The organism is Corynebacterium sp. HMSC072A04 (genome assembly GCF_001809235.1).
Lineage (GTDB): Bacteria > Actinomycetota > Actinomycetes > Mycobacteriales > Mycobacteriaceae > Corynebacterium > Corynebacterium hiratae.
The window spans coordinates 39005-61883 of sequence record NZ_KV796792.1; the positions used below are offsets into that span (position 1 = coordinate 39005).

The 22879-nt window shown below is 60.7% G+C and carries 23 protein-coding genes and 5 tRNA genes; 19 read left to right on the plus strand and 9 right to left on the minus strand.

Annotation, left to right across the window (positions count from 1 at the left end; all coding sequences use genetic code 11):
- Positions 1-30 precede the first annotated feature (30 nt).
- Genes HMPREF2565_RS07705 through purM form a run of 3 tightly spaced genes read left to right on the plus strand, consistent with a single transcriptional unit; the run spans position 31 to position 3030 of the window.
- Positions 31-435, plus strand: a complete 405-nt coding sequence (locus HMPREF2565_RS07705) for a sterol carrier family protein (protein ID WP_071407100.1) — start codon at positions 31-33, stop codon at positions 433-435.
- Positions 436-469: 34 nt separating this feature from the next.
- Positions 470-1963 carry an amidophosphoribosyltransferase gene (purF, locus tag HMPREF2565_RS07710; RefSeq protein ID WP_210385891.1) on the plus strand — a complete coding sequence of 498 codons (1494 nt, stop codon included), beginning with the start codon at positions 470-472 and terminating at the stop codon, positions 1961-1963.
- Positions 1964-1977: 14 nt separating this feature from the next.
- Entirely contained in the window at positions 1978-3030 is a 1053-nt protein-coding gene (gene purM / locus HMPREF2565_RS07715) for a phosphoribosylformylglycinamidine cyclo-ligase (protein WP_070516640.1), read from the plus strand.
- A 111-nt stretch (positions 3031-3141) separates the two neighbouring features.
- Here the strand turns inward: purM and HMPREF2565_RS07720 are convergent, their stop codons facing one another.
- Positions 3142-3369, minus strand: coding sequence for a DUF3073 domain-containing protein (locus HMPREF2565_RS07720; RefSeq protein WP_049157167.1), 228 nt, complete (start codon positions 3367-3369; stop codon positions 3142-3144).
- Positions 3370-3557: 188 nt separating this feature from the next.
- Entirely contained in the window at positions 3558-4619 is a 1062-nt protein-coding gene (locus HMPREF2565_RS07725; RefSeq protein WP_070680169.1) for a CAF17-like 4Fe-4S cluster assembly/insertion protein YgfZ, read from the minus strand.
- 30 nt (positions 4620-4649) lie between these two features.
- On the opposite strand from HMPREF2565_RS07725, the gene HMPREF2565_RS07730 reads away from it, so the two are divergent.
- Complete coding sequence (locus HMPREF2565_RS07730) at positions 4650-5537, plus strand: aminodeoxychorismate lyase (RefSeq protein WP_071407102.1); 888 nt, start codon at positions 4650-4652, stop codon at positions 5535-5537.
- A gap of 30 nt (positions 5538-5567) precedes the next feature.
- Here the strand turns inward: HMPREF2565_RS07730 and HMPREF2565_RS07735 are convergent, their stop codons facing one another.
- The gene (locus HMPREF2565_RS07735) at positions 5568-6242 is read right to left on the minus strand and encodes a heme-binding beta-barrel domain-containing protein (RefSeq protein ID WP_046649306.1); all 675 of its coding nucleotides are present in this window, start codon (positions 6240-6242) and stop codon (positions 5568-5570) included.
- Positions 6243-6305: 63 nt separating this feature from the next.
- Between HMPREF2565_RS07735 and HMPREF2565_RS07740 the strand changes: the two genes are divergently transcribed.
- Entirely contained in the window at positions 6306-7346 is a 1041-nt protein-coding gene (locus HMPREF2565_RS07740; protein WP_046649305.1) for a diacylglycerol/lipid kinase family protein, read from the plus strand.
- Here the strand turns inward: HMPREF2565_RS07740 and HMPREF2565_RS07745 are convergent.
- Entirely contained in the window at positions 7343-8179 is an 837-nt protein-coding gene (locus HMPREF2565_RS07745; protein WP_071407103.1) for an LmeA family phospholipid-binding protein, read from the minus strand. The two genes, HMPREF2565_RS07740 and HMPREF2565_RS07745, sit on opposite strands and share 4 nt — an antisense overlap.
- A 33-nt stretch (positions 8180-8212) precedes the next feature.
- Between HMPREF2565_RS07745 and mshD the strand changes: the two genes are divergently transcribed.
- The 5 genes from mshD (at position 8213) to pstB (ending at position 13348) form a co-directional block, all read left to right on the plus strand.
- On the plus strand, positions 8213-9127 hold the full coding sequence (gene mshD, locus HMPREF2565_RS07750) for a mycothiol synthase (protein ID WP_071407104.1): 915 nt from the start codon (positions 8213-8215) through the stop codon (positions 9125-9127).
- 173 nt (positions 9128-9300) lie between these two features.
- Entirely contained in the window at positions 9301-10410 is a 1110-nt protein-coding gene (gene pstS, locus HMPREF2565_RS07755) for a phosphate ABC transporter substrate-binding protein PstS (RefSeq protein WP_046649303.1), read from the plus strand.
- A gap of 142 nt (positions 10411-10552) precedes the next feature.
- A complete protein-coding gene (pstC, locus tag HMPREF2565_RS07760) occupies positions 10553-11602 on the plus strand; it encodes a phosphate ABC transporter permease subunit PstC (protein WP_046649302.1) in 1050 nt (349 codons plus the stop codon).
- Between the two features lie 13 nt (positions 11603-11615).
- Positions 11616-12533: a phosphate ABC transporter permease PstA gene (pstA, locus tag HMPREF2565_RS07765; protein WP_046649301.1), complete on the plus strand. Its 918-nt coding sequence runs from the start codon at positions 11616-11618 to the stop codon at positions 12531-12533.
- 41 nt (positions 12534-12574) lie between these two features.
- Positions 12575-13348 (plus strand): phosphate ABC transporter ATP-binding protein PstB, encoded by a 774-nt coding sequence (pstB, locus tag HMPREF2565_RS07770; protein ID WP_046649300.1) that lies wholly within the window; start codon positions 12575-12577, stop codon positions 13346-13348.
- Between the two features lie 116 nt (positions 13349-13464).
- Here pstB and phoU read toward each other — a convergent pair whose 3' ends face one another.
- Both phoU and dusB read right to left on the minus strand, forming a co-directional pair.
- Positions 13465-14193, minus strand: coding sequence for a phosphate signaling complex protein PhoU (phoU, locus tag HMPREF2565_RS07775; RefSeq protein ID WP_049157153.1), 729 nt, complete (start codon positions 14191-14193; stop codon positions 13465-13467).
- Positions 14194-14261: 68 nt separating this feature from the next.
- Positions 14262-15407, minus strand: a complete 1146-nt coding sequence (gene dusB, locus HMPREF2565_RS07780; protein ID WP_071407105.1) for a tRNA dihydrouridine synthase DusB — start codon at positions 15405-15407, stop codon at positions 14262-14264.
- 176 nt (positions 15408-15583) lie between these two features.
- Between dusB and HMPREF2565_RS07785 the strand changes: the two genes are divergently transcribed.
- A complete protein-coding gene (locus tag HMPREF2565_RS07785; protein ID WP_046649298.1) occupies positions 15584-17086 on the plus strand; it encodes an acetyl-CoA hydrolase/transferase family protein in 1503 nt (500 codons plus the stop codon).
- 90 nt (positions 17087-17176) lie between these two features.
- Positions 17177-17249 (plus strand) — tRNA-Lys (locus HMPREF2565_RS07790).
- Between the two features lie 67 nt (positions 17250-17316).
- Here the strand turns inward: HMPREF2565_RS07790 and HMPREF2565_RS07795 are convergent.
- Positions 17317-17649: a metal-sensitive transcriptional regulator gene (locus HMPREF2565_RS07795; protein ID WP_046649297.1), complete on the minus strand. Its 333-nt coding sequence runs from the start codon at positions 17647-17649 to the stop codon at positions 17317-17319.
- Between the two features lie 83 nt (positions 17650-17732).
- Here HMPREF2565_RS07795 and HMPREF2565_RS07800 point away from each other — a divergent pair.
- From HMPREF2565_RS07800 to HMPREF2565_RS07820, 5 genes are all read left to right on the plus strand, one after another.
- A tRNA-Glu gene (locus tag HMPREF2565_RS07800) sits at positions 17733-17808 on the plus strand.
- A 34-nt stretch (positions 17809-17842) separates the two neighbouring features.
- Positions 17843-17919: transfer RNA gene (locus HMPREF2565_RS07805), tRNA-Asp, on the plus strand.
- Positions 17920-18153: 234 nt separating this feature from the next.
- Positions 18154-18227 (plus strand) — tRNA-Asp (locus HMPREF2565_RS07810).
- Between the two features lie 20 nt (positions 18228-18247).
- Positions 18248-18320: transfer RNA gene (locus HMPREF2565_RS07815), tRNA-Phe, on the plus strand.
- A gap of 55 nt (positions 18321-18375) precedes the next feature.
- Positions 18376-18678, plus strand: a complete 303-nt coding sequence (locus HMPREF2565_RS07820) for a GNAT family N-acetyltransferase (RefSeq protein WP_071407106.1) — start codon at positions 18376-18378, stop codon at positions 18676-18678.
- Between the two features lie 18 nt (positions 18679-18696).
- On the opposite strand, the gene epsC is transcribed toward HMPREF2565_RS07820, so the two are convergent.
- On the minus strand, positions 18697-19260 hold the full coding sequence (epsC, locus tag HMPREF2565_RS07825) for a serine O-acetyltransferase EpsC (RefSeq protein WP_141745899.1): 564 nt from the start codon (positions 19258-19260) through the stop codon (positions 18697-18699).
- A 114-nt stretch (positions 19261-19374) separates the two neighbouring features.
- Entirely contained in the window at positions 19375-20313 is a 939-nt protein-coding gene (cysK, locus tag HMPREF2565_RS07830) for a cysteine synthase A (RefSeq protein ID WP_305764375.1), read from the minus strand.
- Between the two features lie 253 nt (positions 20314-20566).
- Here cysK and ramA point away from each other — a divergent pair, with 253 nt between their 5' ends.
- Entirely contained in the window at positions 20567-21406 is an 840-nt protein-coding gene (gene ramA, locus HMPREF2565_RS07835) for an acetate metabolism transcriptional regulator RamA (RefSeq protein ID WP_046649294.1), read from the plus strand.
- Between the two features lie 21 nt (positions 21407-21427).
- Positions 21428-22696 carry a UDP-N-acetylglucosamine 1-carboxyvinyltransferase gene (gene murA / locus HMPREF2565_RS07840; RefSeq protein ID WP_071407109.1) on the plus strand — a complete coding sequence of 423 codons (1269 nt, stop codon included), beginning with the start codon at positions 21428-21430 and terminating at the stop codon, positions 22694-22696.
- Positions 22697-22879 lie beyond the last annotated feature (183 nt).

A 22879-nucleotide genomic window follows, 5' to 3' on the forward strand; every position in this document is an offset into this window, starting at 1 on the left:
TAACAAAGTATCAGGGAGCGTGGTGACCAGATGAAGAAGGCCGTTGATGCCGCCACGGCCCGCGCCGCCGTCGAAGCAGTGGCGGAGTGGATCCGTGATCCTCAAGGGGTGGAAAAACCAGGTCGCGCTGCGCTTGCGGCCGCTACACGCACCACGGCCCGCCTGGTGGAGGCAGACGCGCCGGGCCACTCCGTGGAGCTGCGGGTCCCCCCATTCGTGGCAGTGCAGTGTATCGCCGGGCCTCGCCATACCCGGGGCACCCCTCCGAACGTGGTGGAGATGGATCCCCTGACGTGGCTGCAGCTGGCTACGGGTGCCATGGGGTGGGAGCAGGCGCTTGGCGACGGCCGTGTGGACGCCTCCGGCTCCCGTGCCCACGAGATTGCTGCCTACTTGCCCGTGATTCCGTTAGTTTTCACTGGCCGGAACGGCTAGGATTAGCGCCGTGGTAGCTGAACACGTCCAGAGCATGACTAAGCCCCTGTCGACGGATCCCAGCCTGGATCCGGAGCCCCGCGAAGAATGCGGAGTTTTCGGTGTCTGGGCACCAGGCGAAGAGGTTTCCAAGCTAACCTACTTCGGCCTCTTTGCCCTCCAACACCGCGGCCAGGAGGCCGCGGGCATCGCGGTGGGGGATGATGACCGCATCGTGGTCTTCAAAGACATGGGCCTAGTGTCCAATGTCTTCGATGAATCCATCCTGACCTCTCTGCACGGAAACGTGGCTGTTGGCCACACGCGGTACTCCACTGCGGGCGGCAAGGAATGGTCGAATGTGCAGCCGATGTTTGGGACGTCGCCCAGCGGCGTTGACATTGCACTCGGCCACAATGGCAACTTGGTGAATTACGTGGAGCTGCGCGCCGAGGCCGTGGAACGCGGGCTCATCAAGCCGCACGAAGAATCCGTCTCTGACTCCATGTGCCTGTCCATCTTGTTGGCGGATGGCGTCAGCGAGAATAATTCAGTCTTCGACTCGGCACTGCAGCTGTTGCCCAGGGTTAAGGGGGCATACTGCCTGACCTTTACCGACGGGCACACGCTGTATGCCGCTCGCGATCCGCACGGCGTGCGCCCGCTTGCCCTCGGCCGCCTCACCACCGGCTGGGTGGTGGCGAGCGAAACCTGCGCCCTCGATATCGTGGGCGCGCAGTTCATCCGGGAAATTGAACCTGGCGAGCTCGTCGCTATTGATGAGACCGGTATTCGCTCCGAGCGCTTCGCGGAGACCAAGCGCCACGGCTGCGTCTTCGAATACGTCTACCTGGCGCGGCCGGATACAAACATCAAAGGCCGCTCCGTCAATGCCACGCGTGTGGAAATTGGGCGTCGCCTAGCGCGCCAGTACCCAGCGCCCGACGCGGACATGGTGATCCCCGTTCCCGAGTCCGGCAACCCGGCCGCCGTGGGCTATGCCCGCGAATCTGGGCTGACCTTTGCACATGGCTTGGTCAAGAATTCCTACGTGGGCCGCACCTTTATCCAGCCCACGCAGTCTCAACGCCAGATGGGCATCCGCCTCAAGCTCAACCCGTTGCGGGAGGTCATTGACGGCAAGTCCATCGTGGTGGTGGATGATTCGATCGTCCGCGGCAACACGCAGCGCGCCCTGATCCGGATGTTGCGGGAAGCCGGCGCTGCCGAGGTCCACGTGCGCATCGCCTCCCCGCCGGTAAAGTGGCCGTGCTTCTACGGCATCGACTTCGCCTCCCCGGGTGAACTGATTGCTAATGCCAACCCCTCCGATGACCCGGAGGAAGTGGCGCAGACCATCTGCACGGCAATCGGTGCAGATTCGCTGGGCTTCGTCTCCACCGATGAGATGGTGGCGGCCACCGAGCAGCCCCGCAGCGAATTGTGCTGTGCCTGCTTCGATGGCGAGTACCCGCTTGGACTGCCCGCCGGAAACCCCAATGCTGAGGCCGTGCGTACCCTGCAGGGCTCGACGACAACTAACGATTAAGGACTAAGTCACTCATGAGCGAGAACACGTATGCTGCCGCCGGCGTCAACATTGAGGAAGGCGACCGCGCAGTTGAGCTAATCACCCCGCACGCCAAGCGTGCCTCCCGCCCGGAGGTCATGGGCGGGCTGGGCGGTTTCGCCGGCCTGTTTAAGCTGGGCGAGTACAAGGAGCCGGTCCTCGCGGCCGGGTCAGACGGCGTGGGCACCAAGCTGGCCGTGGCTCAAGCCATGGATAAGCACGACACCATCGGCATTGACCTGGTTGCCATGTGTGTTGATGACCTCGTCGTGTGCGGCGCCGAGCCGCTCTTCCTCCAGGACTACATCGCCGTGGGCGAGGTTGTTCCGGAAAAGGTCGCGGACATTGTCAAGGGCATTGCTGAGGGCTGCGTGCAGGCAGGTGCAGCGCTGCTGGGCGGCGAGACCGCTGAGCACCCAGGCGTCATGGGCAAGGATGAGTACGATGTTTCCGCCACCGCCGTCGGTGTGGTGGAGGCCGATGAGCTCCTCGGCCCCGACAAGGTACGTGACGGCGACGTCCTTATCGCTATGAAGTCCTCTGGCCTGCACTCCAACGGCTACTCCTTGGCGCGCTACGTGCTGCTGGAGCAGGCCGGTCTGCCGCTCGATGGCTACATGGAAGACTTGGGCCGCACCCTCGGTGAGGAGCTTTTGGAGCCTACTCGCATCTACGCCAAGGACTGTTTGGCGCTGGTATCGGAGTGCGCGGTGTCGACCTTCTGCCACGTCACCGGCGGTGGCCTCGCGGGCAACCTCGAGCGCGTGATCCCGGAGGGCCTGACCGCTGAGGTTAATCGCTCGACGTGGACTCCGGGCCAGATCTTCAAGACCATCTCCTCCGTGGGCAAGGTTGCTCTCGAGGAAATGGAGAAGACGTTCAACATGGGCGTTGGCATGATCGCCGTCGTTGCGCCGGAGGACCGTGAGCGTGCGTTGGCCATGATGACCGCCCGCCACGTTGAGGCATGGGAGCTGGGCACCGTCCGCGTCGCCGAAGACGGCGAGCCGCGCGTCCTCATGACCGGCGAGCACCCAGGGTTCTAGGTTCTGAAGAAAAGGAACAGGGCCGGAGGCGCCCCTCACTAAGAGGGGAGGCATCTCCGGCCCTTCGCTTACGTGCTGTGCATGTACAGAATGGGGAAGTGATTCACGCGCTTAGCGCTCTTCGGAATCATCCTCATCCCACTCGTCCGAGTCCCAGCGATCCGCATAGTCCTCGTAGTCCGCGTACTCCGAGTATTGATCCTCGTCCTCATTGCTGGAGCGCTTGGAGTTCTGTGAGGCGAGTTCACGCTGGAGCGAATCCAGATCCATCTCGGGCGAATTGTACTTCAGCTGGCGTGCAACTTTGGTCTGCTTTGCCTTGGCGCGTCCGCGTCCCATGTGCATGACCCCCTTGAGGTGTGTAGGGCGGTCCAGGGATTCTTGGCCGCCCCATCGTCTTAGTCAGATATGTGTATGTTCCTGTAAGACACCATAGCCTGTGTGACGAAAAAATTCCGAACTACCCCCTAGCGGTGTGCTGAAAAGTGCTCCACCCTGCGGCAAACAGTCCATTGTGTAATACGCCACTATTTTCCGCGCAGGCGATCCACAGCGGCACGGCCGGCCTTCGGGCCCTCATCGACAGGGATGGAATCCGGCTCGATCGATGCTGCTACCGGACCAATGGCCAGCTCTCCATGGTCGAGGGCGCTGCGCTTTACTAGACCAAGCGCGATGGGGCCATACTCACAGTCCTCCACCACGGTGCCGAGCCTGCCCACGCGACGCCCGCCCGACGTGATATCCGCTCCGCTCTCCGGTTGCTCCGGGGCGGAGCCGTCGAGGTAGAGCAGCACCAATAAACGGGGAGAGCGCCCAAGGTTTTCTACGCGCGCGACGGTCTCCTGCCCGCGGTAGCAGCCCTTGTCCAAGTGAACGAACGCGGGCTGATCCTCGCTGCGTCGGATCCAATGCGGAACCTCGTGGGCGATAGTCTTTGCATCGAGATCTGCGGCTAGTTCGGGCTCACGTGCCCGCACGCGCTCGGCGGTAAAAGCCATGAGCCCCGCTAAGCTTCCGCCCTGGGCCTCCAACTCTTGCACCGCTGCGTCTAGTTTGTCCCGCGGCACGAGGAAATCCTGGCGCGGGCAGCCCGGCCAGTGCACGGGCCTTTCCACCAGAGCTGTGGAAGGTTTGTCCAGCGCTTGACCGAGCACGCTGATGACCGCCACGTCCGCTTCCTCTACGGTGACCTGGGACCAGAACACCATGGCGGTGAGGAAATCTCGCAAAGACTCGAACTGCGCCGCCGGCACATCGAGGTAGAAGGTTTCCCCGTCGAAAGATAGATCCATGTGGTGCAGGACGTGGCCCTGAATATTGAGGTCAAGGGCACCTGCGGAAAAGCCGGCGTCCACGTCATCGAGCTTTTGGCTCAGGAGGTTATGCAGGAAGGCCTGGGCATCGGGCCCAGAAACCGCGATGACGTGGCGATGGGAGCGGTCGATGATGGCTGAACCTGTTTCCACCGCGCGCTGTTCGACGAGGGGGGTGCCGTAGTGCCAGGGGACCCCGGAGACATCGACGAGCGTGGTGCCCTGGAACTCAGCGGCTCCGGGCCGGGAAAGAAGTGGCGAAGAGTAACTCACGCCCTTCGATGGTAGGGCATAATCGGGGCTATGAGCCTTCAGCGCAGAAAAGAGCCGGTCATCTACGTCGTGGAGCCGTTTGGGGGATCGGTGCGGCGCCACATGCCGAACCTACCGTTGGTCTACTGGGATGATGCCGCGGTCACGCGCGGAGACGGGATTTTTGAATCCCTTCTAGTGCGTGACGGTAAGGCGGCGAACCTTCCCCGCCACGCGGAGCGCTTCCGACACTCCGCCCAGGCTCTGAATTTGCCGGAACCGCCGATGCACAAGTGGGAGGAAGCCACCGCGCTGGCTATCGCCGACTTTTATGGCCCCGCCGGCGCGGGGGACACGGGTGGCTCGCCGCTCGAAGCCAAGTGCACGTGGACCTATACCCGCGGTCGGGCCTCCACCGGGGTGCCCACGGCCTGGGTCGCGGTTCAGGAAATCCCGGACGATGTGGTGGCGCAGCGCGCGAAGGGCGTCAAGGTCATGAGTACGCCGCGTTTGTGGCAGGTGGCGGAGGAGCTACCGGCGAAAACGCTGAATTATGCGGCCACAATGGCCACGCTGCGGCTGGCCCGCGAGCGCGGATTTGATGATGTGATCTTTACCGACCCCGACACGGGGCAGGTCTTGGAGGGGGCTACCTCAACCGTGGTGGCGGTTAAGGGAACCAAGCTGCGCACCCCCGCGGGTAAGGGGATACTCCCCGGAACCACGCAGGCCGCGCTGTTTGAATACGCCTCAGAACAGGGATATCGCTGCAAGGCGAAGGAGCTCAACCTGAGCTACCTCGAGGAGGCTGACTCGGTGTGGCTGGTCTCCTCGGTGCGCACAGCGGTGCGGGTGACGCGCCTCGATGACACGAAGCTCAAGGCGCCGGCGAACGCAGAAGAAATACGCGCGCTGATCGACGCCGCCCTGGCCCGCTAGATTCCCTTATGCGGCTAGCTCGCCTGCTAGCTAGCCTGCCACACGGGTGAGCTCGGCGGACATGAAGGGGCGCATCTCGCCGTCGACAAGCCGCTCATCGACCCAGCCCAAGTTGTTGTTCGGCATCAGGCCGTACATGCGCTTGCCGGGGCCGAGGTTGGCGGGGCCTGTCTCCGTCACCATGGTGGAGGCGGACTCCAGCTGCCAAGCGCGCTCGTTGAACAGGGAGCCGTAGAAGATCTCGTTGACACCATTGGAGGAGGTGTAGGTCATCTCAATCTCGTCCTTGAGAGAGATGCGCCAGAATCCGGATTCGCGCACGTCCGGGCCCGCCGGGTTGCCCTCGGAATCGATCTTCCAGGTGCGGGAGGTGTAGGTCAGGTAGTTCTCACCGTCGTGGGCGATGATGAGCTGCTGGCCAAAGGCGTACTGCTCGCCGTCGGCGCTGTGGGCCTGGCCTTCGCCCTGCCACACGCCGACGAGGGGGAGAAGCCCCAAGAGTCCATCGTGCAGCGACGGACCCTGACGCAGGTTTGCCGTCTCATCGGGCAAAGGATTCTCTGCTACATCAACGGTGGGGATGTTGCGGGAGGCAGCATCCTTCCATGCTTCCGCGGCTTGGTTGACGGCTGCGTTGCCATCAATCTTGCCGTTCTCCGGCTGGGTGTTTTCCGGGTGATTCTCATTATTCGTCTGTTCGCTCATGCTGCCCCAGCGTAGTCGTGGGGGCGCCGCGGAAACCACTAGGCTCCAGTAGTCTAGGGGGTCATGCGCGCATTGCTGATCTCAAACCCGAACTCCACGAGCCAGAATTCGGCCCTTTTCCGTGAGGTTCTGCCCGTCATTCGGGACGTGGAGGGGCTGCAGCTGCTTGCTCGCTTTACGCATTATCCGGGGCACGCGGAGGATATAGTGCGGGGCATGACCAGGGAAGACTTCGATGTCATCTTGGTTTTCGGGGGAGATGGCACGGTGAACGAAATTGTGAACGGGCTGTTGGGCCCCGCAGATTCCGCGGAACGTCCCAGCCCCCAGGACATTCCGGCTCTCGCGGTGATTCCCACGGGCTCCGCCAACGTCTTCGTCCGCGCCCTCGGCTTCCCCAATACTCCAGTCGAGGCAGCACACGTGCTGGCTCGGATGCTGGAACGCAATACGCGCCGCACCGTGTCCTTGGGAGTGTGGAATGACCGATGGTTCGCGGTTAATGCTGGTTTCGGATTGGATGCCGACGTGCTCGCTCGCGTGGACCGTGCTCGGGAAATGGGCTTTGCAGCTACCCCGTTGCGCTATTTGGCCGTGGCCTTTCAGGCCTATCAGCGCGCCCGCATTCGCCCACCGCGCATTAGCGTGCGTGCGCGCTCCGGCTCGGGAGACACCTTCTCGGCTGATGACGTGCCCGTCATGTTCACCTCGAATACCAACCCGTGGACCTTCCTCGGACCGCTGCCGGTGGTGACGAATCCGCGCAACTCTTTCGACCAAGGCCTTGGCCTCTTCGGGGTGTCAGACCTCGGTGGCATTGATGGTCTTGTGGGCGTGCTCCACCTCTTTGGCGTGGATCACCGCCACTGGCTGAATAAGGTCACGGATGCCCGAACGCTGCACTTTGAGGATGCCGTCGAGGTGGATTTGGTGTGCCCGAAGCCGCACCGCTTCCAGGCAGACGGAGAGTCGGAGGGAACCTTCACGGAGGTGCATCTGGAATCGGAGGCGGACGCGTTGGAAGTCTTCGCTCCTACCGATCCGGCCCCGCCCATACACCGCAACGTCCGCAGGATCCTGCGCGACCTCGTTCGCATCAACTAGTTTTGGCGCCAACTCGGCGGCGTCGTCGGTGCGCTGCCTACTTCGTTGGCGGTGTCCTGTGCCTTTTGCGCTGCATCCTCGACGGCCTTTTCCTCCGATCCATCGATTTCGAGAGGGGAGAGCTGCGCCGTCTTCAAAGTGATGTTGCGGCGCTGCACCTCGAACGTAATGGAACCGCCGTGCAGCTTCACGGAGGTGGCCTGGGCAGGCAACGGTAGTTGACGGGTATCCAAGACCAACCCGAATGCTTTCTTGAGGCGCTCATCATCGGTCCCGTAGACGCTCATGCGAAATTCCGGCCCAACGAGGCGCAACGTTACCGTCGCCGTGGACTTGGTGGTGTCTCCCGGCAGCGTGCCGGTGAGCTCCGCTTCGGCAGACGGGCCGCCGGTGGGGGACATGTCATCTGGGTTGGCGATGGATAGGTCCGTAATGCCCAGCAGGCGGCCGAGGGCTACTCCGTCGATGCTAATGCTGCGCGTGTAAGTGGAGACCGGTGCACCTTCTAGGTCCCCGCTGAAGAGCTGTTCGGGACGAATGGTGATATCGCGCAGCGTCGTGGAGGCGTTGACCATCCCGAGCTTGGGCACCTCCACGTCGGAGGAGTTGACCTCGAGGTAAGGAACCTCTTTGGTCAGAGCGCCGAGGGTAAAAGGAACACCGCCGATGTACACATTGGGGCTGTTTTCCAGCTGGGAACTGGCTTTCGCCTTCTGCGCCACGGTGTGCTCGGCATGCATCGCCACCGCGGAATCCGCCAACCATGCGGTCAGGACCACTCCCGCGACGGCGGCGAGTCGGACGACGGTGCGGCTGAGATAGATGACGGTCACCCTTCTATTACTACCGCACGTAAGCTGGGAAACATGAATATTGAGACCCTTACCCTGCCGCAGAATCCGGATTTGGCACAGCGCGTGGAGGAGCTGGCCACACGCGCCGAAACGCACGATGGTTATGCGCCGTTCTCCGAGCAGTTTATGGTCGGCCTGCGAGATGGTCGCCTTGGGCACCGCCACCTGCTTGCAATCGAAGACGGTGAGATAGCAGGCGTGGCTGCCGTCGAAGGGCAGACGGTAGAGCTCGTCGTCGACGTCGAACACCGCAGGCGCGGGGTGGGGCAGGCGCTTGTCGACGCCCTCCCGACCTCCCCCCAGATCTGGGCACACGGCAACCTCCCAGCAGCGCAAGCGTTGGCGAAGCGCAATGGGATGGACGTCGTCAGGCGCTTGCTCGTGATGGCTATTGAGGGCCGGGACCTACGCGCGTCGGAGGAAGCGTCCGCAAAGGTTAAAGGCTTAGAGATCTGCACGTACACGGAGTCGGTCGAGCGTTTCGGGCGCGAGCACGTCGAGGCGGAGTGGTTACGAGCCAACAACGAGGCTTTTTCCTGGCACCCAGAGCAAGGTGGGTGGGACCTAGAGCGCCTACACCGTGGGATGGAAGCCGAATGGTTCGACCCGGCCGACGTGCTCTTCCTGTGGGATTCGCACGGTGGTGCACACAGTACCCCAACAATGGCCGGCTTTCACTGGCTGAAATGGCATGAGGAGGACATACCAGCCTTCGGTGAGGTCTATGTTGTGGGGCTGAGCGAGGACTATCGCGGGCGCGGGCTCGGTGGCCCGTTGCTCACCGCTGGCTTACAGCGCATGGTGACTAAAGGTGCGGACAAGGTCATCTTGTACGTCGAGGCGGACAATGAGCCGGCAGTAAAGGCCTATGAGAAGCTCGGCTTTGGTACTGCGGAGGAGCACTGCGTCTGGGCGGAAAGTGACTAGTCTCACCGCCTTTTGGTACAAGTTAACCGATTGTTCACCTCTTGATCCCTGTGGGGTTAACCCTCCGCATATAGCTTTACTTCCCGTGAGTTAATCGCGCTTGCCTTTGGAGAGGGTAGGGGGCGATTTCCTCGAAAAATCATTCTCTTGTATCCGTACCGGAAAGGTTCCCCGTGATTCGCAACTTCAAGCGCACTGCCGCTATCTTCGGCATCGTCGCCGCCACCTCCACCGCTCTCGTTGCCTGCTCCGAGTCCAACGAGTCTGATTCCGCCGATGGCGGCTCCGACTCCGTAGAGGTCTCCGGTGACCTCTCTGGTGAGGGCGCTTCCTCCCAGAAGTCCGCAATGTCCGTCTTCGAGAAGGCCTTCCTGAACGAGTACCCGGATGCTAACTTCTCCTACACCTCCTCCGGTTCCGGCGCTGGTGTGAAGGCCTTCAACGGTGGCACCGTTGACTTCGCTGGTTCCGACTCCGCCCTGAAGGAGGACAAGGGTGAGGTTGAGGCTGCTAAGGAGCGTTGCGACGGCAACGATGCATGGCACCTGCCGACCACCATCGGCCCGGTTGCTATCGCCTACAACCTGGGTGACACCGAGGTCAACCTCTCCACCGACACCCTGGCTAAGATTTTCAAGGGCGAGATCACCAAGTGGAATGATGACGCCATCAAGGCTGAGAACGAGGGCACCGACCTGCCGGACAAGAACATCACCGTTATCTTCCGCTCTGATGAGTCCGGTACCTCCGACAACTTCCAGAAGTTCCTGACCGCCGCTACCGGCAACTGGGACAGCGAGGGCAAGCAGTTCCCGGATGCTGTTGGTGAGGGCGCTAACGGTTCCTCCGGTGTGGCTGACCAGGTCGCTTCCATCGAGGGTGCTATCACCTACGTTGAAGCTGGCTACGCTCACCAGAAGGAAGCCGATGGCGTCAAGATTGCCAAGATTGACTTCGGCAACGGCCCGGTTGAGCTCAACGCTGAGTCCGTCGGTGTTGCTCTGGACCACCTTGCTTTCAAGGACACCGGCTCCGAGCACAACATGGTTGTTGACTCCGACAAGCTCTTTGCTTCCAACGACGAGGGCGCCTACCCGCTCATCCTGACCACTTACAACATCGTCTGCTCCGCTGGCTACGATGAGGAAACCTCCGCTCTGGTGAAGGCATTCTTCAACACCGTTCTGGACAACCAGAATGACGAGCTGGAGAACGCAGGCTTCATCCCGGTTGCTGGTGACCACCTCGAGCGCCTGAAGGCAGCTGTCGACGCTATCCAGTAAGCGCGTTAACTGCGGGCCTTAGTGCCGTAGTTGCCGTTTACATACACACTTCCGCCCCCAATCCGCCGTTAACGAGCGCTTTGGGGGCGGTAGCGTGTCCCGCATTTTTTATTGATCCCGTTGAAAAGGATTCCCTAGTCTCATGGCAGACAATAATCTCACCACAGCGTCATCCGCGAGGGAGGATGCCGTTTCGGCGATTCGTCCTAGCGTGCATGCATCCGACGCAGGCGCTGCCCCTACCCCAGCCGTTAAGACGGGCGTCAAGCGCCCGGGCGATCGTGTCTTTGAATTCCTGTCCACTGCGTCCGCCACGCTGATCACGGTGATGATCGCTGCCATCGCAGTCTTCCTTGTGTGGCAAGCGGTTCCCTCGCTTGCCGTCAATGAGGGCGGCATCGTAGGTTTCTTCACCTACGGCGAGCGTTGGGAAACCAATGATACCGACGCAATGAAGTTCGGTATTCCCACCATGTTCGGCCACACCGTGCTGATTTCCATCGTGGCTCTCATCATCGCGATGCCGGTGGCACTCGGTATTGCTATCTTCTTGTCCAACTACGCACCAGCCAAGCTGGTGAAGCCGCTGGGCTTCCTCGTCGACATGCTCGCTGCCGTGCCGTCCATCGTGTACGGCCTGTGGGGCTGGCAGGTTCTCGGCCCCGCATTGTCCGGCTTCTACACGTGGCTGCACTCCTGGGCAGGTGGCTTCTTCCTGTTCAAGGTCTATGACAACTCCCCGCACTTTGCGACGGGCCGCAACGTCCTCACCGGTGGCATCGTGCTGGCAGTGATGATCCTGCCGATTATCGCCGCTACCGCCCGCGAGGTCTTCGTGCAGACCCCTCCGGGCCAGATCGAGTCTGCCTTGGCACTCGGCGCCACCCGCTGGGAAGTTATTCGCATGACGGTCCTTCCCTTCGGTATGTCCGGCTATATTGCCGGCTCGATGCTGGGCCTGGGCCGCGCGCTGGGTGAGACCATGGCGCTGTACATGGTTGTCTCCCCGTTGGTCGACTTCCGCTTCTCGCTGTTCGATGGCGGTACCACCTTCGCCACCGCCATCGCCTTGGCGGCCGCAGAGTTCGGTAATGAGATGCGTGCGGGCGCCTACATCGCCGCAGGCCTCATGCTGTTCCTTCTGACCTTCGTGGTCAACGCAATTGCCCGTTCCATCGTGAAGAGCAAGTAAGGAGGGAACAGAGATGACTACGACTACAACCTCTAACTCTGTCCCGGCTTCTTCCGGCCCGACCTTCCTGGATATTTCCTCGAGCCGTAAGACCACCAACAACATCGCCACCGCTCTCGTGTGGGCGACGATGATCATCGCCATGATTCCGCTGCTGTGGGTCCTCTTCGAGCTCATTGTTCGCGGTTCCGGGGCTGTCCTGAGCCCCGAGTGGTGGACCGAATCTCAGCGCGGCATCTTGGATACTGAAGCCGGCGGTGGTGCACTGCACGCCATCATCGGTACGTTCGTTCAGACCATCATCGCGACCGTTATTTCGGTTCCGATTGGTATCTTTACCGCGATTTACCTTGTGGAGTACTCCCGCGGTGGCCCCCTGAGCCGCCTCACCACCTTCATGGTGGACATTCTGTCCGGTGTGCCCTCCATCGTGGCCGCACTGTTCATCTTCGCCATGTGGATTACGCTGTTCGGCTTCAAGCGCTCCGGTATGGCCGTGGCGCTGTCCTTGGTACTCCTGATGATTCCAATTGTGGTTCGCAATACTGAGGAGATGCTCCGTGTGGTCCCCATGGACCTACGTGAGGCTTCCTATGCCCTAGGTGTACCGAAGTGGAAGACCATCGCCCGCATTGTTCTGCCGACCGCTCTTTCCGGCATCGTCACCGGCATCATGCTCGCCGTGGCCCGCATCATGGGTGAGTCCGCGCCGGTGCTGGTGTTGGTGGGCTCTACGTCCTCCATCAACTGGGATGCGCTCAAGGGCGCGCAGTCCTCGCTGCCGCTGATGATGCTGGATATGTACAAGTCCGGTGCTGATCCGGCTGTCTTGGACAAGCTGTGGGGCGCCGCCCTCACGTTGGTTGTCCTCATCGCGATTCTCAATATCGGCGCGCGCATCGTTTCGGCGAAGTTCTCCGTCAAGAAGTAACCGTATTCACTTTCCACCTACCCCCAATAGGAGCACTACTCATGTCCAAGCTTGAGCTCAACGACGTGAACATCTACTACGGTGACTTCCACGCCGTACAGAATGTCAACATGCAAATTCCGGCGAAGGCCGTCACCGCCTTCATCGGCCCCTCCGGCTGTGGTAAGTCCACCGTTCTGCGCACCCTCAACCGTATGCACGAGGTCATCCCCGGTGCCTACGTCAAGGGTGAGATCCTCTTGGATGGCCAGAACATCTACGGCTCCAAGGTTGACCCGGTGTCCGTCCGCAACACCATCGGCATGGTATTCCAGAAGGCTAACCCGTTCCCGACCATGTCCATCGAGGACAACGTTGTCGCCGGCCTGAAGCTGTCCGGTGAGAAGAACAAGAAGAAGCTCAAGGAAGTTGCCGAGAAGTCCCTGCGCGGCGCTAACCTCTGGGACGAGGTGAAGGACCGTCTGGATAAGCCGGGCGGCGGCTTGTCGGGTGGTCAGCAGCAGCGCCTGTGCATCGCCCGTGCGATTGCCGTGGAGCCGGAGGTTCTCCTCATGGATGAGCCGTGCTCGGCGCTGGACCCGATTTCCACCCTGGCTGTTGAGGACCTCATCCACGAGCTGAAGGAAAACTTCACCATCGTTATCGTGACCCACAACATGCAGCAGGCAGCCCGCGTGTCCGATAAGACTGGTTTCTTCTCTCTAGAGGCCACCGGCAAGCCGGGCCACCTCGTCGAGTTCGATGACACCACCAAGATCTTCGAAAACCCGTCCAAGAAGGACACCGAGGATTACATCTCTGGCCGCTTCGGCTAAATGCCACTAGTGCCCAAAGCCGGCGCCCTCTCTCACCTGTTTAAGGTCTAGGAGAGGCGCCGGCTTTCTTGTGCTTCGGATCGAGCCGGGTGGATCACCCACGCCCACACGCCTGCCTAGTTGCGGAATTGGCGCTCGAGCTCCGCCATGCGGGCTTCCATCTCGGCGTCGCGCTGCTCCTGGTCGCGCTTGCGCATATAGCGATCCGGGTCCAAGCCCGTGGCCAGGTAGATGATGCGCCCGGCAGCGGCGGCACAATGATCTGCGAATCGCTCGTAGTAGCGTGACAGCTGCGAAGTCTCCACGGCTTGGCGCACCGTTCCCTTCCACTCCCGCTGGGTCAGCATGCGCAGCAGGTGATGGTTGATGTCATCCACGGCATCGTCATCTTCGGTCAGGCGCAGCGCGAGCTCCGGATCGCGGGTGATGAGGATGTCTTTGAGCCCTGCAGACATGTCGAGGACGAGGCGGGTGTACTCCTCGAAATAGCCCATGATTTCTGCCGGTACAACCGGCTCTGGGTGGCGGCGACGCGCGCTCGTTGCAATGTGCTGGGATAGGCGGCCCATGCGGTAGAAATCTTCCACAATATAGATGGAGGAGATCACTTGGCGGAGGTCCTTGGCCATGGGGTTCTCCAAGGCCAGAAGGGACACCGCACGGTCTTCACAGCGCGTGCGGACCTCATCCAGTTCATCGCGCAGCGACACGGCCTCCTCGGCTGGTTGCAGGGAAGCCTCGATTAATGCCTGGGAGGCAAGAGTCATCAACCTATGGACGGTCGTGCTCATGATGATCAGATCATGGGCAAAGTTATCCAACTGTTCACGGTAAGCAGCGCGCATGCCACGTACTTTAGCCCAACTATTGGTCTAGTGCCTGTCGGGCAACACGTTCAAGGCAGGTTCTGCTCTTAGCCTCCGGAGTGCATGATCTCCGCGCCTTCCGGAACCGTGGCATCCTCCGGATCATCGAGCCAACCTTCGGGCAGGACGACCTTGGCGGGTGAACCCTGGCGGCCGCGGGCGCCATCGGCGTCGTCGGCAAGCGCGGGCGAGTCGGTCCACGGCGCCAATAGCTCGCGCAGATCCTCCAAGGAATTGACGCGAGAAAGCCCCGCGCGTACCTGGCCGCCCACCGGAAAGCCTCGGAGGTACCACCCAATGTGCTTGCGAATATCGCGGCTGGCCTGGCGCTCGCCTTCGTGCTGTGTCAGCAGTTCGGCGTGGCGAATCATAATCTGCGTGACTTCCCCCAAAGTGGGCTCCGGCGGCACCGGCTCACCCCGCAGGTGGGCGGAGAGCTCCGCGAAGAGCCAGGGGCGGCCCAAACAGCCGCGGCCTACGACGACGCCGTCACATCCGGTTTGTTCCATCATGTCGTGCGCATCGGTTGCCTTGAAGATATCGCCGTTACCCAAGACGGGAATGCCAGTATCCGCTAGGTGTTCCTTGAGGCGGGCAATCTCTCCCCAGTCGGCGTGGCCGGAGTAGCGTTGTGCCGCCGTGCGACCGTGGAGAGCGACGGCCGCGGCACCCTCAGCAACGGCGATCCGGCCGGCGTCGAGGTGCGTTTTGTGCTCGTCATCGATGCCGACGCGCATCTTGACGGTGACTGGAATGTCCGTGCCCTCCGTGGCTTTGACGGCCGCAGCGACAATGTTGCCAAACAAACGGCGCTTATAGGGCAGGGCAGAACCACCGCCGCGGCGCGTGACCTTGGGGACCGGGCAGCCGAAGTTCATGTCGATGTGGTCTGCGAGGTTCTCGTCCACGATCATTTTGGCCGCCTTGTACGTGTACTTCGGATCGACGGTGTACAGCTGCAGTGAGCGCGGCTGTTCTTGGGGGTCAAACGTGGTCATGTGCAAGGTCTTTGGGTTGCGCTCAACGAGGGCGCGTGCGGTGACCATTTCACACACGTAGAGGCCGGAGACGGTTCCGGTCTTCGCTATCTCTTGCTCGCGGCACAGCACGCGAAAGGCCACGTTGGTCACGCCCGCCATAGGGGCGAGGACAACGGGGGAGTTGAGCTGGATGTTTCCGATAGCAAGAGTCACGCCGCCAATTGTGCGCGGAACAAGCCTAGGGTGGCAAATTCTGATGAAAAAAGTGAAGGGTGCACACGGTTTGGGGCAGAGTGCGGTAAATTCGCCACCGATTCGCTAGTGTGGTGCATGTAACTAATAGGAAAGGACCGTAACCTAGGTCTTTTCTGCACATAAAAGGAGGACTCATGTCTGAGAGAATTGCATACGCGCCGTTTGAGAAGCTCGTTATGAGCGCTGACGAGGCAGCTAAGTTCGTCAATCACGGTGACCGTGTGGGAATCTCCGGCTTTACTGGTGCTGGCTACCCCAAGGCCCTGCCTACCGCCATCGCGGAAAAGGCAAAGGCAGCGCACGAGGCGGGGGAAGAGTTCAAGATTGACGTCTTCTCCGGCGCTTCGACTGCCCCGGACTGCGACGGCGTGCTCGCGGAGGCTAACGCCATCCGCTTCCGCTCCCCGTACAACTCCGACCCAGTTCTGCGTGGCCGCTTCAACGACGGCTCCGCGCTGTACCAGGACATCCACCTTTCGCACTCCGGTCAGCAGGTAGAGGAGGGCTTCTACGGTGACTTCCAGGTAGCCATTATTGAGGCCGTGCGTATCGACGAGAACGGAAACATCGTTCCGTCCTCGGCCGTAGGCAACAACCTCGAGTACATTGAGGCCGCCGACAAGATCATCATCGAGGTGAACGAGTGGCAGTCCCTCAACCTTGAGGGCATGCACGATATCTACCGGATTGAGAAGCTGCCGAACCGTCAGCCCATTCCGATCACCAAGCCGGCCGACCGCGTTGGAACCACCTACATTGAGATCCCGGAAGAAAAGGTCGTGGCAGTGGTTAAGACCGACGCTCCGGACCGCAACGCACCGTTCAAGGCTCCGGATGAGGTCTCCGAGAAGATTGCTGCGAACTTCATCGAGTTCCTTGAGGGCGAGGTCGCTGCCGGCCGCCTTGAGTATGACAAGTTCATCATGCAGTCCGGTGTGGGTAACGTCCCGAACGCTGTGATGGCCGGCCTGCTGGACTCCAAGTTTGAAAACATTCAGGCGTATACCGAGGTTATCCAGGACGGCATGCTCGATCTGATCGACGCCGGCAAGATGACCGTCGCCTCTGCTACCTCCTTCGCTCTGTCCCCGGAGTACGCGGACAAGATGAACGCTGAGGCTGAGCGCTACGCCAAGCACATCATCCTGCGCCCGCAGCAGGTGTCCAACCACCCGGAGGTTATTCGCCGCGTTGGCCTGATCTCCTCCAACGGCATGATTGAGGGCGACATTTACGGCAACATCAACTCCACCAACGTTTCCGGTTCCCGCATCATGAACGGTACCGGCGGCTCCGGTGACTTCACCCGTAACGCTTACATCTCCACCTTCGTCTCCCCGTCGGTGGCCAAGGACGGCGCAATCTCCGCCATCGTGCCGTTTGTGTCCCACACCGACCACACCGAGCACGACACCATGGTCATCATCACCGAGTACGGTGTGGCGGACCTGCGTGGTCTCGCTCCGAAGGAGCGCGTGGAGAAGGTTATCGCCGTGGCGCACCCGGACTACCGCCCGCTGCTTGAGGAATACTACGAGCGTGCCAAGGCTAATAAGTTCCAGCACACCCCGCACGATCTGAAGACCGCCTTTGACTTCCAGGTGAACTTCATGGAGAAGGGTGACATGCGCGGTTAATCGCTCATGCCGCTCGGTCGTGGCCCTTACCGCTGGAGGTGAGGGCCATTTCCTTTTCCTTAGTGTCACCTACTAAGATGGATGGGCGTTGGGCCTTTAGCTCAGTTGGTAGAGCTACGGACTTTTAATCCGCAGGTCGCGGGTTCGAGCCCCGCAGGGCCCACAGAAAGAGCCGCCTTCGGGCGGCTCTTTTGCGTTGTAGGGTGGCCCGCTAAGGAGCCCTAGCTCCTCTAGCTCTTCACGAGCTTCCGAATTGCCCGCATTGCCTCCTCTAGCTTCTCTGTGGCTACTTGCCCGTCCTCGGCGGCGGCTCCCGCCACGCAGTGCTCTATGTGGTCTTCTAGCAGCGCTAGGGAGACGTTCTCGAGCGCTGAGGTGACCGCGGAGATCTGCGTGATGATGTCGATGCAATATTGGTCTTCCGCAATCATGCGGTGGATGCCTCTGGTTTGGCCCTCGATGCGCTTGAGTCGCGCTAAGTATTTTGCCTTTTGCTCGCTATCGGAGTTGTAGCCGTGAACACCGGGCTCGTGGCAAGAGCAAGTATCGCGCTGGTCAGCCATGGTTTTCCGCCTTTCTGCCGGGGCGATTTGGTTAAGTGGGGATGTCTCCAGTATATTTTTACAAAGTTGCCTCAAGGCAACGGGCCCCCATCGTCTAGCGGCCTAGGACACCGCCCTTTCACGGCGGCGGCACGGGTTCGAATCCCGTTGGGGGTACCAACACTTCTGTGTTGGTGTATAAGAAAATATCGATGGCCCTGTGGCGCAGTTGGTTAGCGCGCCGCCCTGTCACGGCGGAGGTCGCGGGTTCAAGTCCCGTCAGGGTCGCCATGCCAAGCCTCGGAGCGGTGTTTATAGAAACGCCCTTCGGGGCTTGAATCGTTTTGCTTGTCATAGCCTACTCAAGGCGGGGTGGGGGCCGATAGGTCTAGGTGCTGCGTGGCAGTCACGTGGACGATACTTCTTTACTCTTAAAAACCGTAGATGACATGCTGATTTGGTGTGTTTCTCAAGCTTTGTGTAGAGTACTTATTCGTGCCCAGCGCACAAGAGATAATTGAAAATGGCCCTGTGGCGCAGTTGGTTAGCGCGCCGCCCTGTCACGGCGGAGGTCGCGGGTTCAAGTCCCGTCAGGGTCGCCGAAGTCCTTGTGGCTTCTGGCCAGATAGCTCAGTCGGTAGAGCACACGCCTGAAAAGTGTGGGGTCGCCAGTTCGATCCTGGCTCTGGCCACAAGATAGCCCCTTCCATTGTTGGAAGGGGCTTTTTTGTTGATCTTTTTGGTTTAATGGGCGGCATGACTACTTCAGTTGCGCACCAAACCGATCAATCCCGTTTCGTCATCACTGTCGACGGGGAAGAGGCAGGCTTCGCCGAATACAGTGACTCCGCAGCCACGCGCGAGTTCACGCACACGGAAATCTCTGAGGCCTTTCAAGGCCAAGGCCTGTCTAAGCCGCTCATTAAGGCGGCGTTGGATGATGACTCGACGGTAGGCCGCCAAGTCATCCCAACGTGCAGCGCCGTGGCGCGGTTTATTGAGAAGAACCCTGAATACCAGCGCCTGACTAGCCGTGAGGGCAACCTCTAAATACGGAGTCGGCTGCCCTTAGATGTAGTAGTCCGGATCCACCAGCTTGATTCGTTCGTCCTTCTTGCGAGGACGGTTCTTAGCGGGAATACCCGTAGCAGTGTGATAAGCGGGCACATCTTTCGTCACTACGGCGTTAGCGCCTACCGCGGAGCCTTCACCGATGGTGATGGGTCCTAGTACTTTTGCGCCGGCGCCGATGGTCACATTATCCCCAATCGTTGGGTGGCGCTTTGTCTGCGTGAGAACCTGGCCTCCGAGCGTGACACCGTGGTAGAGCATCACGCCATCCCCGATCTCGGCGGTCTCACCAATGACGATGCCCATGCCGTGGTCAATGAAGAAGCGCCGACCAATCGTGGCGCCGGGGTGGATCTCAATTCCGGTGAAGAAGCGGTTCACCTGGGCCAAAATGCGTGCCGGCCCGCGCCAACCACGCTTCCACATGCGGTGTGCAATGCGGTGCGCCCAAATAGCGTGGAGGCCGGAATAGACCACGGCGTTCTCGACGTCGCCGCGCGCAGCCGGATCATGCTCGCGCGCGTTGGCGAGGTCTTCACGAATCATCTTCAAGATGTGCATGCGAACCATCCTATCTAGAAAGAAAAAGCGCCCCCTAGCACAGAGGGCGCTTTTATTCGGGGTGCTCACCGCAGTGCGCTTTGCGACGCCCCGCAGAAAGCCACGCTGGGAACTCTAAGCCTCGCGGATGTCCTCGAAGAGGATGGTGGAGACATAGCGCTCACCAAAGTCCGGGGCGACAACCACGATGGTCTTGCCCTTGAACTCTTCGCGTGCAGCCAGCTTGAGAGCTGCGGAGATGTTGGCGCCGGAGGAAATACCGACGAGCAGGCCCTCCTCGGTGGCCAGCTTGCGGGCAGTGGAGACAGATTCCTCGGTGGTGGCGGTGAGAACCTCGTTGAGGATCTCGCGGTCCAGAACCTCCGGGACGAAGTTAGCGCCGATGCCCTGGATCTTGTGCGGGCCTGCCTTGCCCTCGGACAGGACGGGGGAGTCGGAAGGCTCTACGGCTACCAAGTAGGTATCCGGGTTCTGGGAGCGCAGGTAGCGACCAACGCCGGTGACGGTGCCACCGGTGCCGACGCCGGCCACGAAAGCATCAACCTTGCCCTCGGCGTCCTCCCAGATCTCGGGGCCGGTGGTTGCCTCGTGGATCTTCGGGTTTGCTTCATTAGCGAACTGGGAAGCCAGGATGGCGTTGGGGGTTTCGGCAATAATTTCGTTGGCCTTCTCTACGGCACCCTTCATGCCGGCAGCGCCCGGGGTCAACACGATTTCAGCGCCATAAGCGCGCAGCAGCACCTTGCGCTCGTTAGACATGGTCTCCGGCATGGTGAGGATGACCTTGTAGCCCTGGGCTGCGCCGACGAGCGCCAAGCCAATACCGGTGTTGCCGGAGGTGGCTTCAACAATGGTGCCGCCCGGCTTCAGCTCGCCGGATTCCACGGCGGTGTCGACAATCGCCTTGGCGATGCGGTCCTTGACGGAATTTGCGGGGTTGAAGGACTCAACCTTTACGAGCACCTCAGCGCCGAGGCCCTCGGTCAGGCGGTTGAGGCGGACCAGCGGGGTTCCGCCGATGGTTTCTAGAATGTTGTCGTATACAGCCACGATGTGGACTCCTTGTAAATAACTTCCGATGTACAGCAGACACCTTACACTCCGCTACTAGACAAAGTGGTATATAAATTCCGAACAGAGCATTCGGGCATGGTATGTGGGATTTGGGGTGACAGAGTAGGCCGCGGTGCGATTTAGAATTACCCCCGTCGGACGGTTATACTTCGCAAATAGTGTTCACCTACCCCCGTTTCAGGCGGGGAATGTGGGTGCACCTGCTGGTTACCCCCGAGTAAGAGAGAGTCTCATGGAGCCGCACCGACTCAAGGATGATGACGAAGCCGTACGCGCAGCGCTGTCGTCGCTGAAGACCGCAACGGGAATTCCCGTCACGATGTACGGAACCTTGCTGCCGGATAATCGTCTGCAGATTACCCACTGGGTAGGTCTGCGTACCCCGGCCTTGCAGAACTTGGTGATTGACGCGAATGTGGGCGTCGGCGGGCGCGTTGTCAGCACTCGCCGCGCGGTAGGCGTATCCGACTACACCCGCGCCACGACGATCAGCCACGAGAACGACCGCTACATCCAGGACGAGGGACTGCACTCCATCGTGGCGGTGCCGGTGACTGTGCAGCGTGAGATCCGCGGTGTTCTTTATGTTGGTGTTCATTCGCCGGTCCGCTTGGGCGACAAGGTCATCGAGGAGGTCACCATGACCGCCCGCTGCCTCGAGCAGGATTTAGCGGTTAATTCCGCACTGCGCCGCGCCGATGGGGGGAAAGGCGGAGCCGCTCGCGGTCATGTGATGAACGGCGCCGAATGGGAGCAGGTACGCTCGACGCACTCCAAGCTGCGGATGCTGGCTAATCGCGTCAACGATGAGGACCTCCGTAAGGAATTGGAGGCCCTCTGTGACCAGATGGTCTCCCCGGTGCGCGTGAAGCAGACCACCAAGTTGTCTGCGCGCGAGCTCGATGTTTTGTCTTGCGTGGCGTTGGGACATACCAACGTTGAGGCGGCAGAGGAAATGGGCATCGGAGCCGAAACGGTGAAGTCTTATCTTCGTTCTGTCATGCGCAAATTGGGTGCCCACACCCGCTATGAAGCAGTCAATGCGGCCCGTCGTATCGGCGCGCTGCCCTAATTGTAGGTAAGTTGGGTGGGCGTGAAAGACCAATTTATTGTCTCCGGTGGGGCGCGCCTGCAGGGCACCGTCAAGGTCGATGGTGCCAAAAACAGTGTGCTGAAGCTGATGGCTGCGGCACTGTTGGCGGAGGGCACGACCACGCTGACCAACTGTCCCGAAATCCTTGATGTTCCACTGATGCGCAAGGTCCTCGAAGGCCTTGGCTGCACAGTGGAGATCGATGGCCACACCGTGCACATCACCACGCCGGCCCAATTGCACTCCAACGCGGACTTCGACGCCGTGAGGCAGTTCCGCGCATCCGTGTGCGTGCTAGGGCCGTTGACGGCACGGTGTGGTCATGCCAAGGTGGCTTTGCCGGGTGGCGATGCCATCGGTTCCCGCCCCTTGGACATGCACCAGTCCGGACTCGAAAAAATGGGTGCGAGCACGCGTATCGAGCACGGTGCCGTGGTGGCGGAAGTTGACCACCTCCACGGTGCAAGCATCAAGCTCGATTTCCCCTCTGTGGGCGCCACAGAGAATATTCTTACCGCTGCCGTGCTTGCCGACGGCGAAACTCAGCTCCACAACGCCGCCCGCGAACCGGAAATCGTCGACCTGTGCCTAATGCTTAAGGAAATGGGTGCTGACATCACTGGTGAAGGCACGTCCACCATCACGATTCGCGGTGTGGACAAGCTCCAGCCGACGGAACACGAGGTCATCGGTGACCGCATCGTGGCCGGGACGTGGGCCTATGCCGCAGTCATGACGCGCGGAGATATTACGGTGGGCGGCATCGCTCCCAAGCACCTGCACCTGCCTTTGGAAAAGCTCAAATCGGCCGGTGCCGATATTGAGGACTATGTCAACGGCTTCCGCGTGCGTATGGATGGGCGCCCCACCGCCGTGGATTACCAAACGCTGCCTTACCCGGGCTTTCCAACGGACCTTCAGCCCATCGCTATTGGATTGTCCGCGGTTGCGGAAGGCACGTCCATCATTACGGAGAATGTGTTCGAGTCCCGTTTCCGATTCGTCGATGAGATGTTGCGCCTCGGCGCTGACGCTCAGGTGGATGGCCACCATGTTGTCATCCGCGGCCAGGAGCGGTTGTCTTCAACGCATGTCTGGAGCTCCGACATTCGCGCGGGCGCCGGGTTGGTGCTCTCTGCGCTCTGTGCCGATGAGACGACTACCGTCCACGATGTCTTCCACATCGATCGCGGCTATCCCAATTTTGTAGAGAACCTGCAAGCGCTGGGGGCGACCATCGAGCGCACTCAGGAGGAAGAGCTCTACTAGGCAGCAGTGCTTGGCGACGTCCCCATGTGATGCACCGTTTCGGTGTACTACCTGGGGATTTGTTGTTTGTTGGGGGTGTGCGTATATTTATCGAGGTCGCCGCGAGGTAGCCGAGAGGTTAACTGGTGGTAGATGTTCGGACAATGTTTGTTTGGCGGGTTTGACTTTGGTTGAGCTTGTTGG

Bases quoted from the DNA above. Each gene is read 5' to 3' on its own strand.
- HMPREF2565_RS07705 (WP_071407100.1), top strand. From the start codon at position 31: ATGAAGAAGGCCGTTGATGCCGCCACGGCCCGCGCCGCCGTCGAAGCA.
- purF (WP_210385891.1), top strand. From the start codon at position 470: ATGACTAAGCCCCTGTCGACGGATCCCAGCCTGGATCCGGAGCCCCGC.
- purM (WP_070516640.1), top strand. From the start codon at position 1,978: ATGAGCGAGAACACGTATGCTGCCGCCGGCGTCAACATTGAGGAAGGC.
- HMPREF2565_RS07720 (WP_049157167.1), bottom strand. From the start codon at position 3,369: ATGGGACGCGGACGCGCCAAGGCAAAGCAGACCAAAGTTGCACGCCAG.
- HMPREF2565_RS07730 (WP_071407102.1), top strand. From the start codon at position 4,650: ATGAGCCTTCAGCGCAGAAAAGAGCCGGTCATCTACGTCGTGGAGCCG.
- HMPREF2565_RS07735 (WP_046649306.1), bottom strand. From the start codon at position 6,242: ATGAGCGAACAGACGAATAATGAGAATCACCCGGAAAACACCCAGCCG.
- HMPREF2565_RS07740 (WP_046649305.1), top strand. From the start codon at position 6,306: ATGCGCGCATTGCTGATCTCAAACCCGAACTCCACGAGCCAGAATTCG.
- mshD (WP_071407104.1), top strand. From the start codon at position 8,213: ATGAATATTGAGACCCTTACCCTGCCGCAGAATCCGGATTTGGCACAG.
- pstC (WP_046649302.1), top strand. From the start codon at position 10,553: ATGGCAGACAATAATCTCACCACAGCGTCATCCGCGAGGGAGGATGCC.
- pstA (WP_046649301.1), top strand. From the start codon at position 11,616: ATGACTACGACTACAACCTCTAACTCTGTCCCGGCTTCTTCCGGCCCG.
- pstB (WP_046649300.1), top strand. From the start codon at position 12,575: ATGTCCAAGCTTGAGCTCAACGACGTGAACATCTACTACGGTGACTTC.
- phoU (WP_049157153.1), bottom strand. From the start codon at position 14,193: ATGCGCGCTGCTTACCGTGAACAGTTGGATAACTTTGCCCATGATCTG.
- HMPREF2565_RS07785 (WP_046649298.1), top strand. From the start codon at position 15,584: ATGTCTGAGAGAATTGCATACGCGCCGTTTGAGAAGCTCGTTATGAGC.
- HMPREF2565_RS07795 (WP_046649297.1), bottom strand. From the start codon at position 17,649: ATGGCTGACCAGCGCGATACTTGCTCTTGCCACGAGCCCGGTGTTCAC.
- HMPREF2565_RS07820 (WP_071407106.1), top strand. From the start codon at position 18,376: ATGGGCGGCATGACTACTTCAGTTGCGCACCAAACCGATCAATCCCGT.
- epsC (WP_141745899.1), bottom strand. From the start codon at position 19,260: ATGCACATCTTGAAGATGATTCGTGAAGACCTCGCCAACGCGCGCGAG.
- ramA (WP_046649294.1), top strand. From the start codon at position 20,567: ATGGAGCCGCACCGACTCAAGGATGATGACGAAGCCGTACGCGCAGCG.